The following is a 20,002-nucleotide window of genomic DNA, read 5'->3' on the forward strand; positions in this document are numbered from 1 at the left end:
CACCTCGGTTTTCTGCGACGATTCTATCTTGTGCTTCCAGGCTTATTTGTCGGCTGCTAGACCAGATTTACTGCCACCTTGAGCATTTCGTCGTTCAAGTCGATATACCGCTGCGTGGTGCTCATGTGCCGATGTCCTGCCAGAGCCATCAACACCCGCACACCGACACCTTTGTTGGCAAGAGTTGTAATGAATGTGCGGCGGCCGCTGTGACTGCTGGCCCCTTGCACCCCTGCCGCCTCATAGATTTGCAGGAAAAGCTGGGCCACAGTGTTCGCAGATAACCCTGAGCGCATCACCTGGGAATAGAAAAATGGCCCGTCATCGGGCGGGTAGCCAAGGGATGCAAGATAGACTGCCATTTCCTTCCTGAGCTTGTCTCCAAGCATGACAACTCGCCCCCGCTGACCCTTGGTCTGATCTGCTTCCAGACGAATCTCTGCCTTGATTGTTCCATCTGGAACAACTACATCGCTCATTCTTAGGGCTGCTAACTCGCCAGCCCGCATGCCTGCCCAGAAGCTCATCAGCACCATTGCTCGATTTCTGGCGGCATGCCTGCCTTGTGCGACAGTAGAAAGCACGATTTTTAGCTCTCTGTCGCTGAGTGTTTTTGCCTGTGCCATTTCTGGAATCCCCCAAAAAAACGGTGATCCAAATATATGACATTATGATTTTTTCTCCTACCACTGTTTTGGTGGGTTGTAGGCCCACGGATCGCAAGGGTTTGGCAGGAGTGATAAGGAAATATGAAAACTATTAGGGATTTAGGTTAGACTTGAATTGTTCTAAAACACAGGTTGGCGATCAGCGGCTCAGTGCTTATTATTTACCTCGTTAAGTGGCAGTTTTATGGTGATTCTTGCATGTCCACTTTGTAGTCCAGTTTGAAAACGTCTTATAACGTTATGATTATAAAGTGTAAAGATCACCGGCCGCCTCTCTTAATCCGTAGGTCCGGAGTTCGAATCTCCGACAACCCACCAGAATTTCAAGGGCTTGGCCAAATGGTAAGGCGGCGGTACCGTGGAAAAGTCTCTTACCGCTTCAATTCAGACACCCCCGCTTGACACTTTACGACCCACTGCAGCCGTTGAATGTTTCAGACAACTGCCATTCAGGAACGCCAGTGCTCACCTGCGTGGCACGTCAGGTGAAGCACATTGTTAGACAGTTTAGTTATGATTTGCAATTGTCCCATGCCTGCAGAAGCCACGAAACTGCAACGTACATACACACTCTCTACTCACCTTCACAAAGTTTGAGTAGCAGAATCGATAGTAACGGCCAAGGTGGCTCGCAGCCAACTAAACGTTGCTTTCATGAAATCAAAATCAGGTCCAGATGTTATGAAGATGGCCTTACCCTTGATCAAAAAACCGGTACCTGCCCCATGCAAGCCCTCAACCTTGCTGCTCCCCAGCGTAATTAGCACATTGGGGTCGTGGGCAATATTAACCTCTGTCTGATGCATGTAACCTGCAGGAATGAACAATCGTTCGTCTGACGATATTCTGATGTAGCTATTCCAGGTGTTCACCATATGCGGCCCATCCTTCCCCAGTGTCGCAATGGCAACAACCCCATCCTGTTTCAAAATTTCCAGCAATTTTCCCGGGATCATCGTAGTACCTCCTGTAGTTTGGTTTGTTGTTCTGTCTAATAGTGTTTACACGGCCCCATGGGTCTCTATAACAATTATTATTGATGGCAGCATTATCGTAATCTAATAGCATGAACTGCAATTGGATTATTTTTTTCTGTATCCGTATAACATCTCCAATATTTGGGGGCACCGACGTAGAGCTTTTGGCATTTCCAGATGATCTCCATGGAGAGAACTCCTAAAGGACCGTTCATGGCCGGATGCTGCCTGATGACGTATGATAGCAAGTGGAAGCTCATGGCAGATAAATGAATAGTGCCAAGCGGCAAGTGTGGGACTACTCCATGAGCATTAGCGAGTGAAGGCGGGTCAAGACGTCGGTTTAATTACAGAAAATATAGCCCTTAATCCGTAGGTCGACAGTTGGAATCTGTCACAACCCACCAATTATCTTTTTGTTGCGTTTCTTCTACTTGGCCCGGCCAATGCGGTTGGGATTTTTGCATTTTGGAGCCACTTCGGGATCGCAATTGCGAAAGTCCGGGGACGGGAAGCGTGGCTGGTGGGTGCAAGAGGGTATCACTGCGACCACACTGCACGAACCAACACGACGGTGATGGCAAGAGGGTTTCACCGCCAGTGTCAGCCAGCTAACCGTCGCGTTGCTACTCGGCGAGGCAGGAAGAAGTTGGTCTCCCTGGTGAATCACGAAAAGTGGCCCAAAAGTGACAAGCCCGACTGGGTTAAGGAGTATTCAAAGCCAAAGCCATTACTTTCGCTATATCAAGTTCTGGCTACGCGGCAAGGTGGCAGGGTTGTTTTGAAGAGTTTCCGGACGATAGAAGGGGCGCAAAATCCCTACCCCACCGTTCCGGAAAGCCTCTCATAGCACCGTGCCACCCTGCCGCTGTGCCTTTTCTTGATTGCTCGCCTTCGCACGATTACCAAATAGCATTTGCATTGGCGACATGTGGTAGCTGCTCGGCCATTGCCGGAATTGGCCTCTTGACGCACCAACGTCCGGTATGAACATACTCCGGCCGCAGGTAATAAATCATGACGAACCGCAGTGTGATCTTTTCGTTTCGTCACGACGCGACCGATTCCCGTCGTTCAGTGCTTGCTCTCCGCAGGGATGCCGTTGTCTTCGACGCGAATGATCGTTCGGCGCACGTAATGTAGTCCGAGCGCCACCAGCAGGCCTATGACTGGAATTGAGACACCCATCGCGATATCCGGATCGAGTGGCCAGTTGGCGTGGGTTAACGCTTTCGCGCCGTAGCCCACGAGGCCGACCGCATAGTACGTAATGGCAATGACCGACAGCCCTTCGATGGTCTCCTGCAAACGCAGCTGCAATCGGCCGCGACGATTCATCGAAGCGAGCAGCTCGGAGTTCTGTTGCTCGCGTACGATGCCAACCTGGGTGGAAAGCAGGTTGCTCGCGCGTGCGATGCGCTCGGACAACTCAAGCTGGCGCCGCGTTACCGACTCGCAGGTAGCCATGGCAGGGGCGAGGCGCCGCGCCATGAATTCACCAAGTGTTTCGGTTCCCGGAAGCCGACGCTCGCGCAACTCGGCGATGCGCGCGAGTACCAGGTCGTAATAAGCTTGTGCCGCGCCGAAGCGGAAGCGCGACTCGGCAATGTCTCTTTCCAGGCGTGCTGCCATGCCAGTGAGAGCATCGAGCAACTGTTCGCTGGTACTCGCCTGTCCGGCCATCAGAGCGGCGAGTGACGCGACTTCGCGCTCCATTTCGCGCAGTTGCGGGGCCATTGTGCGAGCCACCGGCAGCGCGAGCAATGCCATCATGCGATAGGTTTCAATCTCGAACAGCCGCTGCACCGTGCGTCCTGCCTGGCGTCGCGATAACCCGTGGTCGAATACCTCAAAGCGGAGATAGCCGTCAGGATGAATGCGAAAGTCACTGAATACATGAGCTACACCAGCGCCGATGTCGGCGCCGACCACATCGTTGTGCTCAAAGAGTGCTGCAATATGCGTCGCGTCCGGGTCGGACTGACTGCGCGCATGAACCTTGGCAATTGCCGACACCAAGGTTCGGCCCGGAATAGCGGCGAGCCATTCGGCGGATACCTCACCATCGCCATGGAAGGCGTAACTTGAAAACTCGGCGTGTTTTTCCCAACGCAATCGGAGCGCGCCCAGGTTCACGCTGTAGTAAATCGCATCCACCGGCGGCGCAGCGGCGGCGTAGCTCTCGCACAGCAAGGTGAGCTGCGCGTGCTCGGCGGACCGCTCTGCAGGCTCGATTAGTACTGCGAGGTAAACCACGCGCCCCGGTATTGACAGCGGTTCGAGTGGTCGCGCATGTACTTCGTTGGCAAGTACATGGCGTTGCGGATGATCAGGTGGAGTCAGCGGGCGCGGCATGTTGAATAGGGGAGAAAACCACTATGGTCCCTATAAACTCTATCCCGCCGAATGCGGGATTGCAAACCAGTACCACAAGGAACTTGTCGCTCAAGGCGGGTGTCTCCACTTCAGTTACGGTGATCAAGCAGAGGGGGATCACATCTGCTCGAACTCGGCTGGCATAATTAGCCGGTGCGCCAGCGGAAAGAGTACGTTGTCCTCGCGAAAGACATGCAGGCGCAGCAATTCGACCAGAAATTTTCCCTGCTCAAGCGCAGCGTCGAGGATGATCAGGCGTGTCTGCTGATCCCGAAAGCGGAACGCCAGGCCAAGGAAATTGAGGATCACCGCGGCGAGCTGGATGGCTTTGACATGCTCGTCCTGCATCAGGTCAACCGGAGTCTGCGGGTCCGGACCGCCACCGTGTTCGCCGGTTTCAAGGAGACGCCGCTTGAGCAGGGGAAAGAGCGCGGCTTCCTCGTGCCGGTGATGGGCGATGAAATGCTCGTTGAAGAAATTCAGAAAGTGGCGCAATTGGGCATCCGCGACCCTGGTGTAGCCATTTTTCCGGATGTCCAGGATGGTTTCTTCGAAGGCGTCTAGTTCGCGCAGGAATGGCACGTGTTCCGCCGCCAGGTGCCGCAGGAAGGGGTGCATGTCCTCCAGCGCCGCCGGCTCGATGTTTGGTGGCGCGTAGGCGTTGGGTGGGTCCATGGGTGACAGCCCTTCGAATGCCGTCAGTCCATGCAGGCCTTGTTTGTTGACGGGGTCGACCCGATGCAGAACGAACTCCATGGCGTTCAGTTGTTCTTCGGCCGCGTGTTGGACCATGCCGTATTGGGATCGCGAATCCGCTTGCGGTCCCAGTTCCAGATGACCTGCTGATAGGGCCGCGCAATGTAGGTGAAGGGCGCCACAAGGAAATGCACCAGGCGGCTGAAAGGGATCAGCGCCAGGATGACGAAAGCTGCCACGATGTGGATGAGTACCGGGGCGGGCAGGCTGACCACCGCGGCAGTCTGAGGATCGAGCTTGAAGAGGGACCAGAGATAGGGCGAGAGATTGCTGGCGAACCAGGTCGATCCCCAGCGATAGGCATAGGCGATCCAGCATCCAAGCGCAATCTGGAAGATGAGCAACACCTCGATGAAAATGTCCATGCGGCTGGTCACCACTCGCACGCGCTGGTTGCCCATGCGGCGAATGAAAAGCCAGACCAGGCCGAGCAGGGCGCCCAGGCCGAAGGTGAATCCGATCATTTCTTCGAAAATTACCAGGTTGGCATGACTGCTGTAGATGTGGAGCACCCAGCCGGGAAACAGGAAGGCCAGCAGATGACCGGCAAGGACGACCAGCAGGCCCCAGTGGAACAGCATGCTGCCGAAGAAGAGCTTGTCGCTGTCGAGGAATTGCGAGGACAGCGAAGAAAACTTGAAACCGCTCACCCGGTAGCGGTAGATGCAGCCGATCACGCAAAGCACGACGGCCAGATAGGGCAGGGCGACGATGAGTAAATTAGTGAGTGCGCTCATGATTTGGCCTCTCTCCGGTAATCAGTGGTCACAGCCGCTGTTGTTGTGCATGTTCGCGGTAGCTTCCACTTCCATTTCCTTCTCGATCATTCCAAGGAAGTCGGAACGCTGATGTCTGGCGATGATGTCCGCCAGGATGCCGCCGCCGGCGGCCTCGAAGTCCCGGTTCATCACCTGGAGCAGGGTCTTGAAGGCGCGACAGAAAATGTTCTTGTCGGCGACCGGCGTCTCGATCAGCGTCTTGTAATGCTTTTGGTAGTTCCTGTCTTTTCTTTGCACACGCTCAGGGTCGAACTCGCGGATCATCAGCGCGACGGCCGGCAGCAGCAGTTCAGCCACCATCTCCTCGCGGAGATCCGCATCCTGGAGCAGTGGGACCAGGCGCAACATGTTCGGCAAGTGATCGGCGAGTTCGCCACGGCAGTCGTTGCCGACCAGCATGTGCTCGCGGTTCAGGTTGGCGAGCAGGTCGCCGCGCTTGTAATCGTCACCGAACAGGATGTAGCCGACCGAAAGCGTGGTCAGCGACTGGATCTCGAAAGTGCGGGTGTACAGCTCCTGCAGATCGTTTGCCGAAGGGGGGATCACATCGAGGAAGAGTTGCAGCTCGGCTGCGGCCTGCGGATAGCGATCAAGGAGCAAGGCCGGCAACTGTCTGGCTCGGACCAGGTAATCGGCGTCGGGAAAATCGAACAGCTCGGCCAACCGGGTGTAGTGGGAATAGTTCATCGCGTTCACATCCCCCTCTGCATGGTGTCTTCCTTGAAGCCGAAGCCGGCATTGCCCTTGCGGTCGCCGGTAAATTCGAGCATCTCGATGGCCTGCTCGCGATGCGCGGCGGGAATCACGAAACGCTCATCGAACTTGGCCAGCGAAGTCAGGGCATAGACCCCGTCGGCGGCATCCACGCTGTAACCCACCTTGCCCAGTGCCGCCAGTGCCGCCTGCTCGGAAATATCGCCGACAGTCTTCCAGCGTCGGTAGATGCGGATCGCCATCAGCTTCTTGAGGCGGTCCTTGACCTGCTCGAGATTGCCGGCGCTGAACATGTTGGCCAGATACTGAAGCGGAAAGCGGGCATCGTCGATGCCGCCGAAGAAGTCGGCGGTCGAAGTGTCGTAGAGCCAACTGTCCTCCCAGATCTTGGAGATGTCGTTGAGCTTGGCGTTTTGCGCGGTGTTATCCACCTGCTTGATGCTGGCCATCACCGGCAGCAGCGGCGGCACATAGAACAGCGAGGGCAGGGTGCGGTACTCCGGATGCAACGGCAAGGCCAGGCCCCATTCCTTGACGAACTTGTAGACCGGCGAGTTCTGTGCCGCGGCGATGGTCGAATCGGCGATGCCGTTGGCCTTGGCGGAGGCGATCACTTCCGGATCGAAGGGATCGAGCAGCATTTCCAGATGCCGGTTGACCAGATCGCCTTCCGGCGCCGACGCCACCCGCTCGATGCGCTCGGCATCGTAGAGCAGGACACCGATGTAGCGGATGCGGCCGACGCAGGTGTGCATGCAGGCCGGCGCCTGGCCGGATTCGATGCGCGGATAGCAGAGGATGCATTTCTCCGACTTGCCGGCATTCCAGTTGTAGTAGGTCTTCTTGTAGGGGCAGGCGGTGACGCACATGCGCCAGGCGCGGCAGACATTCTGGTTGATCAGCACCACGCCGTCCTCGCCGCGCTTGTAGATCGCGCCCGAGGGACAGGAGGCGACGCAGGCGGGATTCAGGCAGTGGTTGCAGACGCGCGGCAGGTAGAAGAAGGCCATCTTCTCCAACTGGAACATCGCCTCCTGCTCCGCCGGCGCCAGGCTGGCCAGGTTCGGGTCCTTGCGCGCGAAGTCGGGCGTGCCGGAGAGATCGTCGTCCCAGTTCGGCCCCATCTTGATGTCCATCGGTTTTCCGGTGATCAGCGATACCGGTCGGGCAACCGGCTGGCAGTCGTCCTCGGGCGACTCGATCAGATCGAGGTACTTGTACGTGAACGGTTCGAAGTAGTCGTCGATCACCGGCATGTTCGGATTGTGGAAGATGTTGAGCAAGCCCTTCTGCTTGCCGGCGCCTTTGAGTTGCAAGGAGCCGCCGACGCTCTCCCAGCCGCCCTTGTAAATGCCCTGGTCTTCCCACCTGGTCGGGAACCCGGTGCCCGGCTTGGTCTCCACGTTGTTCCAGTACATGTATTCGGCACCCTTGCGGTCGGTCCAGATGTTCTTGCAGGCGACCGAGCAGGTGTGGCAGCCGAGGCACTTGTCCAGGTGAAACACCATCGAAATCTGCGAACGGATATCCATGTTTATCTCCTTGGCGCCGGCTCAGAATCGGACCTTGTCCATCTTGGTGATGGTCACGTGCGTGTCGCGGTTGCAGGCGACCGGCCCCCAGTAGTTGAAGTGATACGAGAACTGGGCGTAGCCACCGGCGAGCAGGTTGGGCTTGAGGTGCACGCGGGTGAAGCTGTTCAGGCCGCCGGCGCGTTTGTTGCCGCCGCGCACCTGCGACTTGGGTACGCCGATGGTGCGCTCGGTCGAGTGATAGACGATGCAGACGCCCTTCGGAATGCGCGAACTGACGATGGCGCGGCTGGCGAAGACGCCGTTGTCGTTGTGCACCTCGATCCAGTCGTTGTCCTTGATGTCCAGTTCCGCGGCATCCTGTTCGGAAACCCAGGTGGGGTAGCCGCCGCGCGACAAGGTCATCATGCGCAGGTTGTCGCCGTAGGTCGAGTGGATATGCCACTTGCCATGCGGAGTCAATACGTTCAACACCTTGGCCTTGCCGGCCTTCAGCGTCTCCTTCAGGTCGCCGAAGGCTTCCGGCTTGGGCGAAGGCTTGTAGGTGGGCAGATGCTCGCCGTAGGCGATGTACATGTCGTGGTCGAGGTAGAAGTGCTGGCGGCCGCTGAGGGTGCGGAAGGGCACCAGCTTCTCGATGTTGTAGGTGAATGCCGCATAGGCCCTGCCGTCGTTCATCAGGCCAGACCATAGCGGCGAAGAGTTGTAGCGGCGCGGTTGCGCCTGCAGGTCGCCATAGTTGATACGCACATCCTTGGCCCCTTCGGCGATATGCGTCAGTTCCAGGCCAGTTTTTTTCTCCATGTTGCGGTAGGCGCGCACCGCCAGCTCGCCGTTGGTCAGGGTGGACAGGTGCAGGATGGCGTTGCACACCGAGACGTCGTCCTTCAGCGATGGGTAGGTCCGGTCATCTTGCTGCTCGGTGGCAAAGTGCCTGGAAGCCAGCATTTCGTCATACTGCTCGGCGCACATGTAGTGGTTGCCGTGACCGCCGAGGCCGGCGGTCCTGACGTTCTCGCCGAGGCTGATGAACTTCTCGTAGAGCCTGGTGTAATCGCGCCGGATCACACCGAGCTTGTGCATGGTCTTGCCCGGAATGGCTTCGCAGTCGCCCTTGTACCAGTCCTGCAGGTGCGGCTGGGTGATCTCGTCGGCCGTGTCGTGCGATAGCGGCGCCATGGTGACGTCGACCTGCACTTCGGGCAGATACTTCTTCGCCGCCTCGCTGGTCGCCCTGGCCAGATCGCGAAAGATGGCCCAGTCCGTTTTGGCTTCCCAGACCGGCGTGATCGCCGCCGAGAGCGGATGAATGAAGGTGTGCAGGTCGGTGCTGTTGAGATCGGCCTTTTCGTACCAGGAAGCGGCTGGTAAAATGATGTCGGAATACAGCGCCGAGGAGTCCATGCGGAAGTTGAGATCGACCACCAAGTCCATCTTGCCGGTCGCCGCCATCTCGGGCCACTTGATCTCCCTTGGGCGTTCCCGCGAGTCCTTGGCAATGATGTTGTGATGCGTGCCGAGATAGTGGTTGAGGCAGTATTCCATGCCCTTCATGCTGCCGCAGATGGCATTGCCGCGCCAGATGTACCACAGGCGAGGGTGATTCTCCGGCGCCTCCGGGTCGCCGACCGCGTACTCGAGCTTCCTGCTCTTGAGCTTTTCCAGCACGTGCTTCTTGATTCCGTCGTCGTCCCTGGCGCCTGCGGCGATGGCTTCCTTGCCCAGTTCCAGCGGGTTCTGCTTGAACTGCGGGAAGAAGGGCATCCAGCCGTTGCGTACCGACATGAAGATCGAGTCGGCATTGTGCATGTCGGTGAGCTTGTTCTTTGGCACGCTGTTGTAGTTGGCGAAGTGCCCGTCGTAGCGATACTGGCTGCTGTTGATGTAATGCCAGATCGGCGCCTGCTGCAGGCGATTGCCGGCCAGCCAGTCCTTGGCCAGGGCGATCGTCGCCCAGGAATCGGCCGGCGCCAGCTTTTCCTGGCCGACGTAGTGGTTGAGACCGCCGCCGTTCTTGCCGACGCAGCCGGAGAGCAGCAGCGCCATGGCGCCGGCGCGGTAGATCAGGTTGCCGTGGTACCACTGGTTGACGCCGGCGCCGATGATGATCATGCACTTGCCTTCGGTGACCCTGGCGGTGTTGCCCCATTCGCGCGCGAACTGCAGGACGGTTTTGGCGTCGATGCCGGTGAAGATTTCCTGCCAGGCGGGTGTGTAGGCCGCATCCTTGTCGCTGTAGTCCGGCGGATAGTCGCCGGTCAGGCCGCGCCCGACGCCGTACTGGGCCATGATCAGGTCGTAGATGGTCGCCACCACCAGCCTACCCTCGGTACTGTCGAGGTGCTTTACCGGCACGCCACGCAGCGCCTTCTTGTCCAGCCCGAACTCGGTGAATTCGGTCTGCACCACTTCGTCGTTCTGGCTGAGCAGGGTCAGCAGTGGCTCGAAGGCGGCATCGTCGATGCTGTTCTCATACTTCATGTTCCACTGGCCGCCCGCGCCGCCCTTGTCATACTTGTGGCCGATGGCGCCCTTGGGCACGACCAGCCTGCCGGTCCTGGCGTCGATATTGACGAACTTCCAGTCGCCGTTCTCGATGTCCTTGTACTGCGCCAGCTGGTTGGCGCGCAGCATGCGGCCGGGAATGTAGCGGTCGCCTTCCTTGTTGAGCACCACCAGCATCGGGCTGTCGGTGTAGCGTTTGGCGTACTCGATGAAATACGGGGTCTGCTGTTCGTGGTGGAATTCCTTGAGCAGCACGTGGCCAACCGCCATCCAGAAGGCGCCGTCGCTACCGGCATGGAGCGGCACCCACTGGTCGGCGAACTTGCTGATCATGGAAAAGTCGGGCGAGAAGACGACGGTCTTGGTGCCGTTGTGGCGCGACTCGGCGAAGAAATGGCAGTCCGGCGTGCGCGTCATGTTGAGGCAGGCGCCCATGTCGGCGATCATCTTGGCGTTGTACCAGTCGGCGCTTTCGCAGACGTCGGTCTGCTCGCCCCAGATTTCCGGCATGGCGTTGGGCAGATCGCAATACCAGTCGTAGAAGCTCAGATTGACGCCGCCGAACAGCTGGAGGAAGCGCGCTCCGGCCGCATAGCTGATCATCGACATGGCCGGGATCGGCGAGAAGCCGAAGACGCGGTCCGGGCCGTATTTCCTGGCGGTATAAATGTTGGCGACGGCCATGATTTCCATCACCTCGTCCCAGCTGGTACGGCGGAAGCCGCCCTTGCCGCGCGCGGTCTGGTAGGCCTGGCGCTTCTTCGGATCGCTTTGCAGCGCTTCCCACGCTTTCATCGGGTCGCCGGCTCGCTGCTTCTCGGAACGGTAGGCGTCGACCAGGGCGCCGCGGATCAGCGGGTACTTGATGCGCAGCGGGCTGTACAAATACCAGGAGAAGGAAATGCCGCGCTGGCAGCCGCGCGGTTCATAGGGCGGCAGCTTGTCCTCGAGCAGCGGGTAATCGAGCTGCTGCGTTTCCCAGACGACGATGCCTTCCTTGACGTGGATCTGCCAGGAACAGCCGCCCGTGCAATTGACGCCGTGGGTGCTGCGCACCACGCGATCATGCTGGAAGCGGTTGCGATAGAACTCTTCCCATTTGCGCGTATCCGGCGCGATGATGTCTTTGATCCAGCCCATGTGCGTCTCCTACGTAAATCCCTCGACTGTTGCGCAATTCGAGCAGTCATTCCGTCTTGATCTGCCGGTCGAACATCTCCTGGTTCAACGAGCGCCGCTTGCGTCCTTTCCCGATCAGGGAGAACAGCAACAACAGCATGATGACGCCGCCGATGCCGGCAAGCAGCATCTTGGTGCGGATATCGTTGGGTTGTTGCGTCGCGCGCTTGTCATAGACTTCTTGCAGGAAAGCCACCAGGGCATTGCCCTCTTCGGCCGTGATTTCGCGACCCTGGTAAGCTGCCTGCATGACCGGGAACGGCGACGGGGCGTCTTTGCGGGGCAAGGTTTCAATGATGCCTTCGGCACCAAAGCGCTCGAACGTCTCGGTCAGGTCCATGGCCAACGTACCGCCGCCGATGACCGCGTCATTGACAACATTGTGACAGGAATTGCAGGCAGGGCCGCCGGCACTAAAACGCCTGGCGCCGAGAAACAGGTCTTGTCCCTGGCGAACCATTCCATGTGCCGGTACCACAGCGGCGGCTGCCACGTTTGGTTCAGCGGTGTCCTGCGCCAACGCGCTGCACCCAGCAACCAGCAAAGCACCATAGATGAGACCATGGAGCAAGCCGCGCATGAATCGTCGATTGTTCATGGGAATGACCTTTCGCCAAGCGGCAACAAATGAAACAAACATGCAACAGGCAAGTGCACACGCGGCATGGCGCCGACAGCGGTTTCATGCTTATCCGCCCAAAACTGCACTACATGCCGCGCTAAACAACAGGTCTGTGAGAATGTACCCAAAATGCAGCGCAACAAGAAATGATTAAAATCAAGCTTCTACTGATTACTCATTAGGCACCGCAGCATGGTGAAGCGGCGAGGCGATGAGACGGGATGCTCCTCAACACCGATCCGGGAACGATGAACTGGTGTGGCATTGCACACAAAGAGCGACTTATGAACCAGGGTTTCGTCGCCTCCGTGCAAGCGGGAACCATGCGCCCGTGAGGGCACGCAAACAGCACAGCGGAGGTCCGTGTCGGGGCAAGCCATGACCGCGAAACTCAAAGTAACTGCGTCGCTGCGAGGCGGAGTGGAGAGCAGGCTTTTTTCATTTTGCCGTGACTTTCGCCATACTCAATAAAGAGTTGTGAAAACGTCATTTCAGCCTTAAGCGCTCGTTTGATTCCGGCAGTCGTTCCGACGGCACTGAATAAACCGGCCCATGAGCAAAGAGATGTTAAAAATCGTGAAATTCATCCTGTGTCATGAGAACTGCTGTATGAACCGATATAATGATCTATTAATAATAATAAACGTCACTTCCTCTGATTAGCCAGCTCTTTCCGAAGAAGATGCGTCTGAACACCATCATTTCACAGTGGCATCGTTTTCACCACACACTACCTTAACTGCCAGACCCGGAAAATGCCTCAGCTTCAAAATACCTCACGAGGCATTCATGATGCCGCCACATTTGCGGCATAACACCGTGCACTTCGGACTTGAATCTCCTCCCTTAAAAATTCTACAAGGAATTGACATGTTATCTTGCAACTTCAAGAAACTCGCATTGGCTGGCGCAATTGCTGGTATCTTATTAGCTGGTTGCGGTAGTGGTGGTGGTGGTGCCGCAACTCCTGCTGCCTCGACGACTCTCTCCGGCACGGTGGCTGGCGGGGCAGCCGTCATCGGCACCGTTCTTATCACCGACAGCAAAGGCGCAACCAAAGGCGCAACCATAGAAGCAAATGGCCACTACTCGATCGACGTCAGTGGCATGACCGGCCCCTTCGTGCTGAAGGCGGCAGGTACGGTGGGCAATACCAGCGTTACCTACTACTCCGCAGCAACGACGGCCGACGTGGGCGGTACCGTCAACGTCACGCCATTTACTGACCTGATGGTGTCGAACATTGCCGCCCAAATGGCTGAGACATATTTCAGCGACCCAGCCAATATTGCCAAGATTGGCGACCTGATAACAGCAGACAAACTGGCTGCGGCCCAAAGCGCACTTCATGCCAAGCTGGAGCCGGTACTGACGACCATGGGCATCAGCGACAGTATCGACCTGCTGCGTACCTCGTTCGCGGCCGATCACTCCGGTATGGATGCGGTTCTTGACCTGGTCAAGGTCGAGACAGATACGGCAACGAATATTGTTACACTCAAAAATGCCCTGACCCAAGCCGTTATCGCCACAGACAATGCCGCCACATCAACGGATGATGCGACCCCGGTAGACAGCACCAAGTTGTCGGGCATGAACGCTGAGGGAGTGACCGATTTGCAGGCAGTAATTGCAAAACTCGATGGTTTCGCGGCCTTGTTTGCCACCAGCCTTCCCAGCATGACGACGTTGCAGAACAGCGGCGTTTTCGACACCTCCAGCAACTTCATGATGGATGGCCAGACGTTTGCCCAGTTTGCCAGCGAATTGTCTACAGATCCGGATGCAATCGGCTTGAAATTCAGCAATGTGGCTATCACGCTTGACCCTGGGAGCATCACCGGCACCCTGACGGCAGACATCACCTCCAACAATCCAGCCACGTTCACCGAAAAAATTCAATTGAAGATGGCCAAGGTCAATGGTCTTTGGCTAGTACAAGGCGATGGACGGATTGCGGATGTTTCGATCACTGCCCAGGCGCAGCGCGATGAATGGACTAGCATGAATACTATGGGGGGAGGAACAACACAGGGTTCATCCATGACAAATGGGCTGTGGATGAATATTGATCCCCACTCCTACAACACCAACAACCCAGGCGCATTAGCTGTCAAGGCAGTGGTCACCGGGCCAGGTCTGCCTGCGGGTGGTGTGACCATGGTGCAGGACATTCAAAATACCTGGTTCGATGTGGAGCTGCCGAACTATAACAACAACGTGATCCCCGAATGCGGGTCAACCGTTAATGGTACTCAAGGGCCGTTTGTCGCGAATACCCAGTGCGTCATCATTGCCCAGGCGCTGGACAATAGCGTATATACCGCCATCCTGAAAGACAGCAACGGCAACAGTCTCAATGGTTCAGGCTACACGCTGACTTTGCCAAAACAGCCCTACATAACCAGCACGCTTTCAGCGGCGGCGTTCCCGAGCATCACGGCCATCACGATTGACGGAGTAGACATCACCCCAAGCATGATGCAAAACGCGGTGGCGGCCGGCGGCAAGTCGGCCAATGTCACTTGGACTATGCCGACAGGGCTTATGTCCGAGCATCTGGATCTCTGGGCAAATACGACAACAGGTGCATCCTACATTCACGTTGAGAAGGACCTGTTGTCCACAGCCACCAGTGCCTTGATGGGTTTGGGAACCGCGTTGACCACCGGAACGGTAACCAATGCAGGGATCTGGCTCAGTGGTGTTGACGCCTATGGCCGCAGACTGGCGGTTAGCAAATCGGTGTCGACCCAATAACAGCCGCTGCAATTTGACAGGTCACGCGCCCCGGAATACCTCAACACTTCCGGGGCAGCAAATAATTCAGAGGGTATCCTCGGCTGTTCCAGGAGACTCACCAAGGATTGGCCCTTGTACCGTTTCTTGTACTTAGCCCAGCCACCGAGGTTGGGTTTTTTTGCATTTTGGGACCACTTCAGGTGATCGCAATTGTGAAAGTCCGGTGGTCGACAGTTCGTTCAGGTTCGCTTTACTATGTTGTTTCGCTCGACGCACTGCCTCTCTCGCACGGGGCTTCCATGCAATATTTATCCTATACGTCATCCCCTTTTAGCTGGCTATAAATCACACCAGCACACTCTGGGACTAAACAACCAGGGCCCCTATTCAGCGCTCCGCGCTCTCAACCCGGTTGCGGCCGTTTTGCTTGGCGCGCAGCAGCGCGTCATCGGCGGCGGCGAGAAGGGTGTCGAGCGTATCGTTGGTGTCTATGCCGGCGACGCCGCAGGAGATGGTGATTGATTCGGTCGCATTGTCGCCGACCGGCACTGCCTGCCCTGCCACCGACAGCCGCAACCGTTCCGCGATCTGGCAACTCTTGTCGAGAGTGGTTTCCGGCAGCAACAGGGCGAACTTATCGACCCCGTAGCGCACCAGCAAATCCTGCGAACGCAAGCCTTCGGACAGACTTTGCGCCATCCGGCGCAGTACATTGTCGCCAATGACGTGGCCATATTTGCCGTTGAAGTGGCGGAAATTGTCAATATCAACCAGAATCAGGCAAAGCGGCGTCACATCGCGCTCGCAGCGTTGCATGGCGCGAGTGAAGGCATCCTGCATCCAGTGCCGGTTGTGCAGACCGGTCAGCGCATCGACGCTTACGGCCGATTCGAATTCGAGGCTGCCTTCGTGGCTGGCGACCAGCGCCAGATTGTTGTTGCGCAAGCGTCCGGCAAGAATGCCGAGCAGGTTGCGCGCGATGACGTAAGAGCACTCAATCATGGTCCAGAGAACATCGTGGGGAATTACCAGCAGCCGTGTCGTACGCGAGGGAACGACGAGGGCGGAGACCCGCTGGCCGTCGATCAGCGACATTTCGCCGGCACAGTCGCCGCCCCTGAGCGCCACATGTTCGGGCAGACTGGTGCCACCGGGATAGACCAGCAACTCGCCATCCAGCACCATGTAAAGATGGTGATTGGGAACCCCCGGTTCAAGCAGGTGCACACCCGCTTCGATGGTTTCGATGGTGCAGGTTTCGAGCAGATGCCCGACTTCCTCCATTCCGACCAGGCCGAACAGCTTGCCCGCCTCGAGTTGGGCACGATCCGCATTTGACAGCATGTTGTTCCCTTGCCTCCTGTCTATTTTCTAGAGCATAGCCATTAGTGCAGGCCCAACGCAAGACAATTCCGTCACGCTGCGGCGGTGGCGGATTGCTGCCATGCGGTAAAATCCGATTCTGATCCGGCCCACTTCCATCACCATGAAACATGCTGTCGACGACCTCCGCATCAGGGAAATCAAGGAACTGGCTCCGCCCGACCATTTGCTGCGCGAACTGCCGGACTGCGAAGCCACGGCGCAGACCACCTGGGAAGCGCGTCAGGCCATTCATCGCGTACTGCACGGCGCCGACGACCGGCTGGTGGTCGTCATTGGCCCCTGCTCGATCCACGATACCAAGGCGGCGCTGGAATATGCCACTCGTCTAAAGGCGGAGCGCGACCGCCTCGCTGCCGACCTGGTGATCGTGATGCGCGTCTATTTCGAAAAGCCGCGCACCACGGTGGGTTGGAAAGGCCTGATCAACGATCCGCACCTGGACGGCAGCTTCGCCATCAATGAAGGGCTGCACCTGGCGCGCAAGCTGCTCTGGGAAGTGAATGAAATGGGCCTTCCGGCGGGCACCGAATTTCTCGACATGATCACGCCGCAATACATTGCCGACCTTATCGGCTGGGGCGCCATCGGCGCGCGCACCACGGAGTCGCAAATCCACCGCGAACTGGCTTCGGGGCTGTCCTGTCCGGTCGGCTTCAAGAACGGCACCGACGGCAACATCCGCATCGCCGTCGATGCGATCAAGGCGGCGGCGAGCCCGCACTATTTTCTCTCGGTGACCAAGGCCGGACACTCGGCTATCGTGTCGACCTCCGGCAATGAGGATTGCCACGTCATCCTGCGCGGCGGCAAAGAGACAAATTACGACGCAGCCAGCGTCGATACGGCCTGCCAGTATCTGGCCAAGTCCGGTCTCGCGGCACGCCTGATGATCGACTTCTCGCATGCCAACTGCAACAAGCAGTTCAAGCGCCAGATCGATGTCGCCCGCGATGTGGCGGACCAGATGGCCAATGGCGACGACCGCATCAGCGGCGTGATGATCGAGTCCCATCTCAAGGAGGGGCGCCAGGATCTGGCGCGGGGCAAACCGCTCGAATACGGACAAAGCATCACCGACCCCTGTCTCGGCTGGGAAGACAGCCTTGATGTGCTGAACCTGCTCGCCGAGGCGGTACGCAAGCGGCGTACCGTGCTGGAAACACGGTGAATTCAGGGTTCAAGATTCAAGGCTGGCACGGCGGTGCGCCGGCTGAATGAGAACACGCCCTAGTCCGCGCAAAATATTTTTCTGGGCGCTGGCGCCGCTGCTGGTGTTCCGTCTCTGGCTCGCGGCGGCGCTGCCCATCACCGGCGACGAAGCCTATTTCATCTGGTGGGGAAAGATTCCCGACTGGGGCTTCTACGATCACCCGCCGATGATCGGCTGGTGGCTGGCGGCGCAATTGGCGCTTGGCGAAGCAGCCTGGTGGCTGCGCCTGACCTCGGTATTGCAGCCCTTTGTCATCGCCGGCGCGGTGGCCTTCATGCTGCCGCGCATCTGGCCGGAGATCGACGACGAACGGCGCTGGTGGGCCACGCTGTTCACCCTGCTGGCCCCGGCCGCGGTGTGGAATGTCCTCATCACCACCGATACGCCGCTGATCTATTTTTCGGTGTTCTCGGGGCTCGCCTGGCTGCGCGCAGGAAATGCAACTGCGCACGATGACAGTTATGGCTGGTACCTGCTGGCCGGTGTTTTCCTTGCCGGCGCGGTGCTATCGAAGTATTTCGTTGCCTTCCTCGGCTTCGCCTATCTCGTTGACGCCTTGTGGCGGCCAAGCCGGAGGAAACTGGCCGGCCTCATCCTCACTTATCTCTGCATCCTGCCCGCATTGGCGCTGATGGCGTGGTGGAATGCCGGCCACTGCTGGCCGAACGTCATGTTCAATTTCATCAACCGCCACGGCGGTGCAGGGCTGTCGTGGCAGACCCCGCTGCTTTACCTCGTGACAATGGGATATCTGCTGACGCCGCCTGTTGTGTGGAGACTGGCGCGGGCGGTACGGACTTCGACCGGCTCAGCCCGAACGAAATCCCTCGTCGTCCTGGCCTTCGTCCCGCTCGCCTTGTTTGCGCTGCTTTCGCTGGTCAAGACCATCGGCCTGCACTGGGTGCTGTCCTTCCTGCCCTTCGTCTTCATGCTGCTGGCGCTCAAGCTGGAAAACCCGGCGCTGGCGCGGATCGGCAAGTTCATTCTCGGTTTCGCCGCGCTGCATGTCGTAGCGTTTATCGTCATGGCGCAACTGCCGCTGGAGACGTTGCAGCGCTCCAAGTGGTATAACAGCGCGGTACTGGCCTTCGAGGGCGAACGCATCGCGGCGCGGCTCAAGCCCTACGAAAAGGATTACGTCCTCGCCAGCGACGGCTATGCCGATGCGGCGACGCAGGGCTGGAACAGCCGCCATTACTTCTTCGTCTTCGGCGAAGCGTCGAGCCATGCGCGGCATGACGATGTTCTCACCGATTTCCGCCCGCTGGAGGGCAGGAACATCCTGATCCTGAAGAAGAGCGCGCCGGAGCCCGGCGAATACGCGGAATATTTCCACGACGTGCGAGTGGAATCCTTTACCCTGCGCGGCACGAATTTTTATCTCGTGCTCGGACATGGCTTCAACTATCCGCGCTACCGCGCTAGCGTGCTGGCCACGGTGAAACGCAAATACTATGCGATACCCGCATGGCTGCCGCAAACGGCCTGCTATTTTTGCCAACGTTATTTCCCGGAGGCATCGTGCCGCCGCTGATCAAATTGCTGCGCCCGCACCAGTGGCTGAAGAACGGCTTCGTGCTGGTCGGATTGCTGTTTGCGCACGCCTGGAATGATGGCGCCAAGGTGGAACAGGCGCTGCTGTCCTTTGTCGCGTTCTGCCTGCTGTCGTCGGCGGTTTATATTTTCAACGACTTCCTCGACCGCGCTTCCGATCGCCTCCATCCGCTCAAGCGGCAGCGGCCGCTCGCCAGCGGCGCAGTGAGTGTCAATGCGGCGCTGGCCTTGATGGCGGTCTGCATGGCGGCCGGCCTGTGGCTGGCGTTTGGCGCATCCAGCGCGCCCTGGGTATTCCTCTTGTATATCGCAATCAACATCGCCTACACGCTGGGCCTCAAGCATGTCGTAGTGCTGGATGTCTTCCTCATTGCCAGCGGCTTCATGCTGCGCCTGCTCGCTGGCACCGTCGGCATCGGCATCGCCCCCTCGCAATGGCTGCTGCTGTGCGGCCTCATGCTCACGCTGTTTCTAGGATTCGCCAAGCGCCGCGCCGAACTTGCGGCACTGCCCGAAGACGCCGCCGGCCATCGGCGCGTGCTCGATCAATATTCGGAAGCGCTGCTCGACCAGTTTCTCGCCATTACCGCCGCATGCACCGTAGTGACCTACAGCCTGTACACCGTGAGCAGCGAAACCATGTTCCTGCATGGCAGCAACCATCTGATACTGACCGTGCCTTTCGTGCTCTATGGATTGCTGCACTACCTGTTCCGCCTGCAACGACGCGGTGCTGGCGGCGACCCGGCGCGCGAACTGCTGTCCGACCCGCATCTGATTGCGGCGGTCGCCGGCTGGCTGGCAATGGTGCTGGCGGTTCTGGCTGGACGCCTGTAATAAGCTTAGCGTGAAAAAGCAAAACGGCGCGCATTGTGACTATCGAGCGCAGCGAGCCAATCAGTAGCCCCGCCCCGGGGGGTGAGGTGGGGTTTCGCAAAGCACTGCTTTGCGCCGCCGAGACGGACGAGCCATGCAGGGCAAGCCCTGGAGCAGGTATGGGGG

The 20,002-nt window shown here is 58.3% G+C and carries 14 protein-coding genes; 4 read left to right on the plus strand and 10 right to left on the minus strand.

Annotated features, from left to right (window positions below; genetic code table 11):
- Window positions 1-56 precede the first annotated feature (56 nt).
- From K5E80_RS10280 to K5E80_RS10320, 9 genes are all read right to left on the minus strand, one after another.
- On the minus strand, window positions 57-626 hold the full coding sequence (locus K5E80_RS10280) for a tyrosine-type recombinase/integrase (RefSeq protein WP_220636062.1): 570 nt from the start codon (window positions 624-626) through the stop codon (window positions 57-59).
- 626 nt (window positions 627-1,252) lie between these two features.
- Window positions 1,253-1,624 (minus strand): pyridoxamine 5'-phosphate oxidase family protein, encoded by a 372-nt coding sequence (locus K5E80_RS10285; protein WP_220636063.1) that lies wholly within the window; start codon window positions 1,622-1,624, stop codon window positions 1,253-1,255.
- A gap of 1,095 nt (window positions 1,625-2,719) precedes the next feature.
- Entirely contained in the window at window positions 2,720-4,000 is a 1,281-nt protein-coding gene (locus K5E80_RS10290; protein WP_220636064.1) for a DUF3422 family protein, read from the minus strand.
- 138 nt (window positions 4,001-4,138) lie between these two features.
- Entirely contained in the window at window positions 4,139-4,813 is a 675-nt protein-coding gene (locus tag K5E80_RS10295) for a hemerythrin domain-containing protein (protein WP_220636065.1), read from the minus strand.
- Window positions 4,783-5,514: a respiratory nitrate reductase subunit gamma gene (gene narI / locus K5E80_RS10300; protein WP_220636066.1), complete on the minus strand. Its 732-nt coding sequence runs from the start codon at window positions 5,512-5,514 to the stop codon at window positions 4,783-4,785. Before narI ends, K5E80_RS10295 begins: the two co-directional genes overlap by 31 nt.
- Before the next feature lie 21 nt (window positions 5,515-5,535).
- Window positions 5,536-6,243, minus strand: a complete 708-nt coding sequence (locus tag K5E80_RS10305; protein ID WP_220636067.1) for a hypothetical protein — start codon at window positions 6,241-6,243, stop codon at window positions 5,536-5,538.
- A gap of 5 nt (window positions 6,244-6,248) precedes the next feature.
- The gene (gene narH, locus K5E80_RS10310; RefSeq protein WP_220636068.1) at window positions 6,249-7,802 is read right to left on the minus strand and encodes a nitrate reductase subunit beta; all 1,554 of its coding nucleotides are present in this window, start codon (window positions 7,800-7,802) and stop codon (window positions 6,249-6,251) included.
- Between the two features lie 21 nt (window positions 7,803-7,823).
- Entirely contained in the window at window positions 7,824-11,447 is a 3,624-nt protein-coding gene (locus K5E80_RS10315) for a nitrate reductase subunit alpha (RefSeq protein ID WP_220636069.1), read from the minus strand.
- Window positions 11,448-11,493: 46 nt separating this feature from the next.
- Window positions 11,494-12,084, minus strand: a complete 591-nt coding sequence (locus K5E80_RS10320; RefSeq protein ID WP_220636070.1) for a hypothetical protein — start codon at window positions 12,082-12,084, stop codon at window positions 11,494-11,496.
- 813 nt (window positions 12,085-12,897) lie between these two features.
- On the opposite strand from K5E80_RS10320, the gene K5E80_RS10325 reads away from it, so the two are divergent.
- Window positions 12,898-14,868 carry a hypothetical protein gene (locus K5E80_RS10325; RefSeq protein WP_220636071.1) on the plus strand — a complete coding sequence of 657 codons (1,971 nt, stop codon included), beginning with the start codon at window positions 12,898-12,900 and terminating at the stop codon, window positions 14,866-14,868.
- Window positions 14,869-15,237: 369 nt separating this feature from the next.
- On the opposite strand, the gene K5E80_RS10330 is transcribed toward K5E80_RS10325, so the two are convergent.
- The gene (locus K5E80_RS10330; protein ID WP_220636072.1) at window positions 15,238-16,194 is read right to left on the minus strand and encodes a GGDEF domain-containing protein; all 957 of its coding nucleotides are present in this window, start codon (window positions 16,192-16,194) and stop codon (window positions 15,238-15,240) included.
- 142 nt (window positions 16,195-16,336) lie between these two features.
- Here K5E80_RS10330 and aroG point away from each other — a divergent pair, with 142 nt between their 5' ends.
- From aroG to K5E80_RS10345, 3 genes are read left to right on the plus strand one after another with little or no spacing between them, the layout of a single operon-like run.
- Window positions 16,337-17,404, plus strand: a complete 1,068-nt coding sequence (aroG, locus tag K5E80_RS10335; RefSeq protein WP_220636073.1) for a 3-deoxy-7-phosphoheptulonate synthase AroG — start codon at window positions 16,337-16,339, stop codon at window positions 17,402-17,404.
- 46 nt (window positions 17,405-17,450) lie between these two features.
- The gene (locus tag K5E80_RS10340; RefSeq protein ID WP_220636074.1) at window positions 17,451-18,980 is read left to right on the plus strand and encodes an ArnT family glycosyltransferase; all 1,530 of its coding nucleotides are present in this window, start codon (window positions 17,451-17,453) and stop codon (window positions 18,978-18,980) included.
- Complete coding sequence (locus K5E80_RS10345) at window positions 18,968-19,837, plus strand: decaprenyl-phosphate phosphoribosyltransferase (protein ID WP_246590940.1); 870 nt, start codon at window positions 18,968-18,970, stop codon at window positions 19,835-19,837. Before K5E80_RS10340 ends, K5E80_RS10345 begins: the two co-directional genes overlap by 13 nt.
- Window positions 19,838-20,002: the final 165 nt, after the last annotated feature.

This window comes from Georgfuchsia toluolica (assembly GCF_907163265.1).
GTDB lineage: Bacteria > Pseudomonadota > Gammaproteobacteria > Burkholderiales > Rhodocyclaceae > Georgfuchsia > Georgfuchsia toluolica.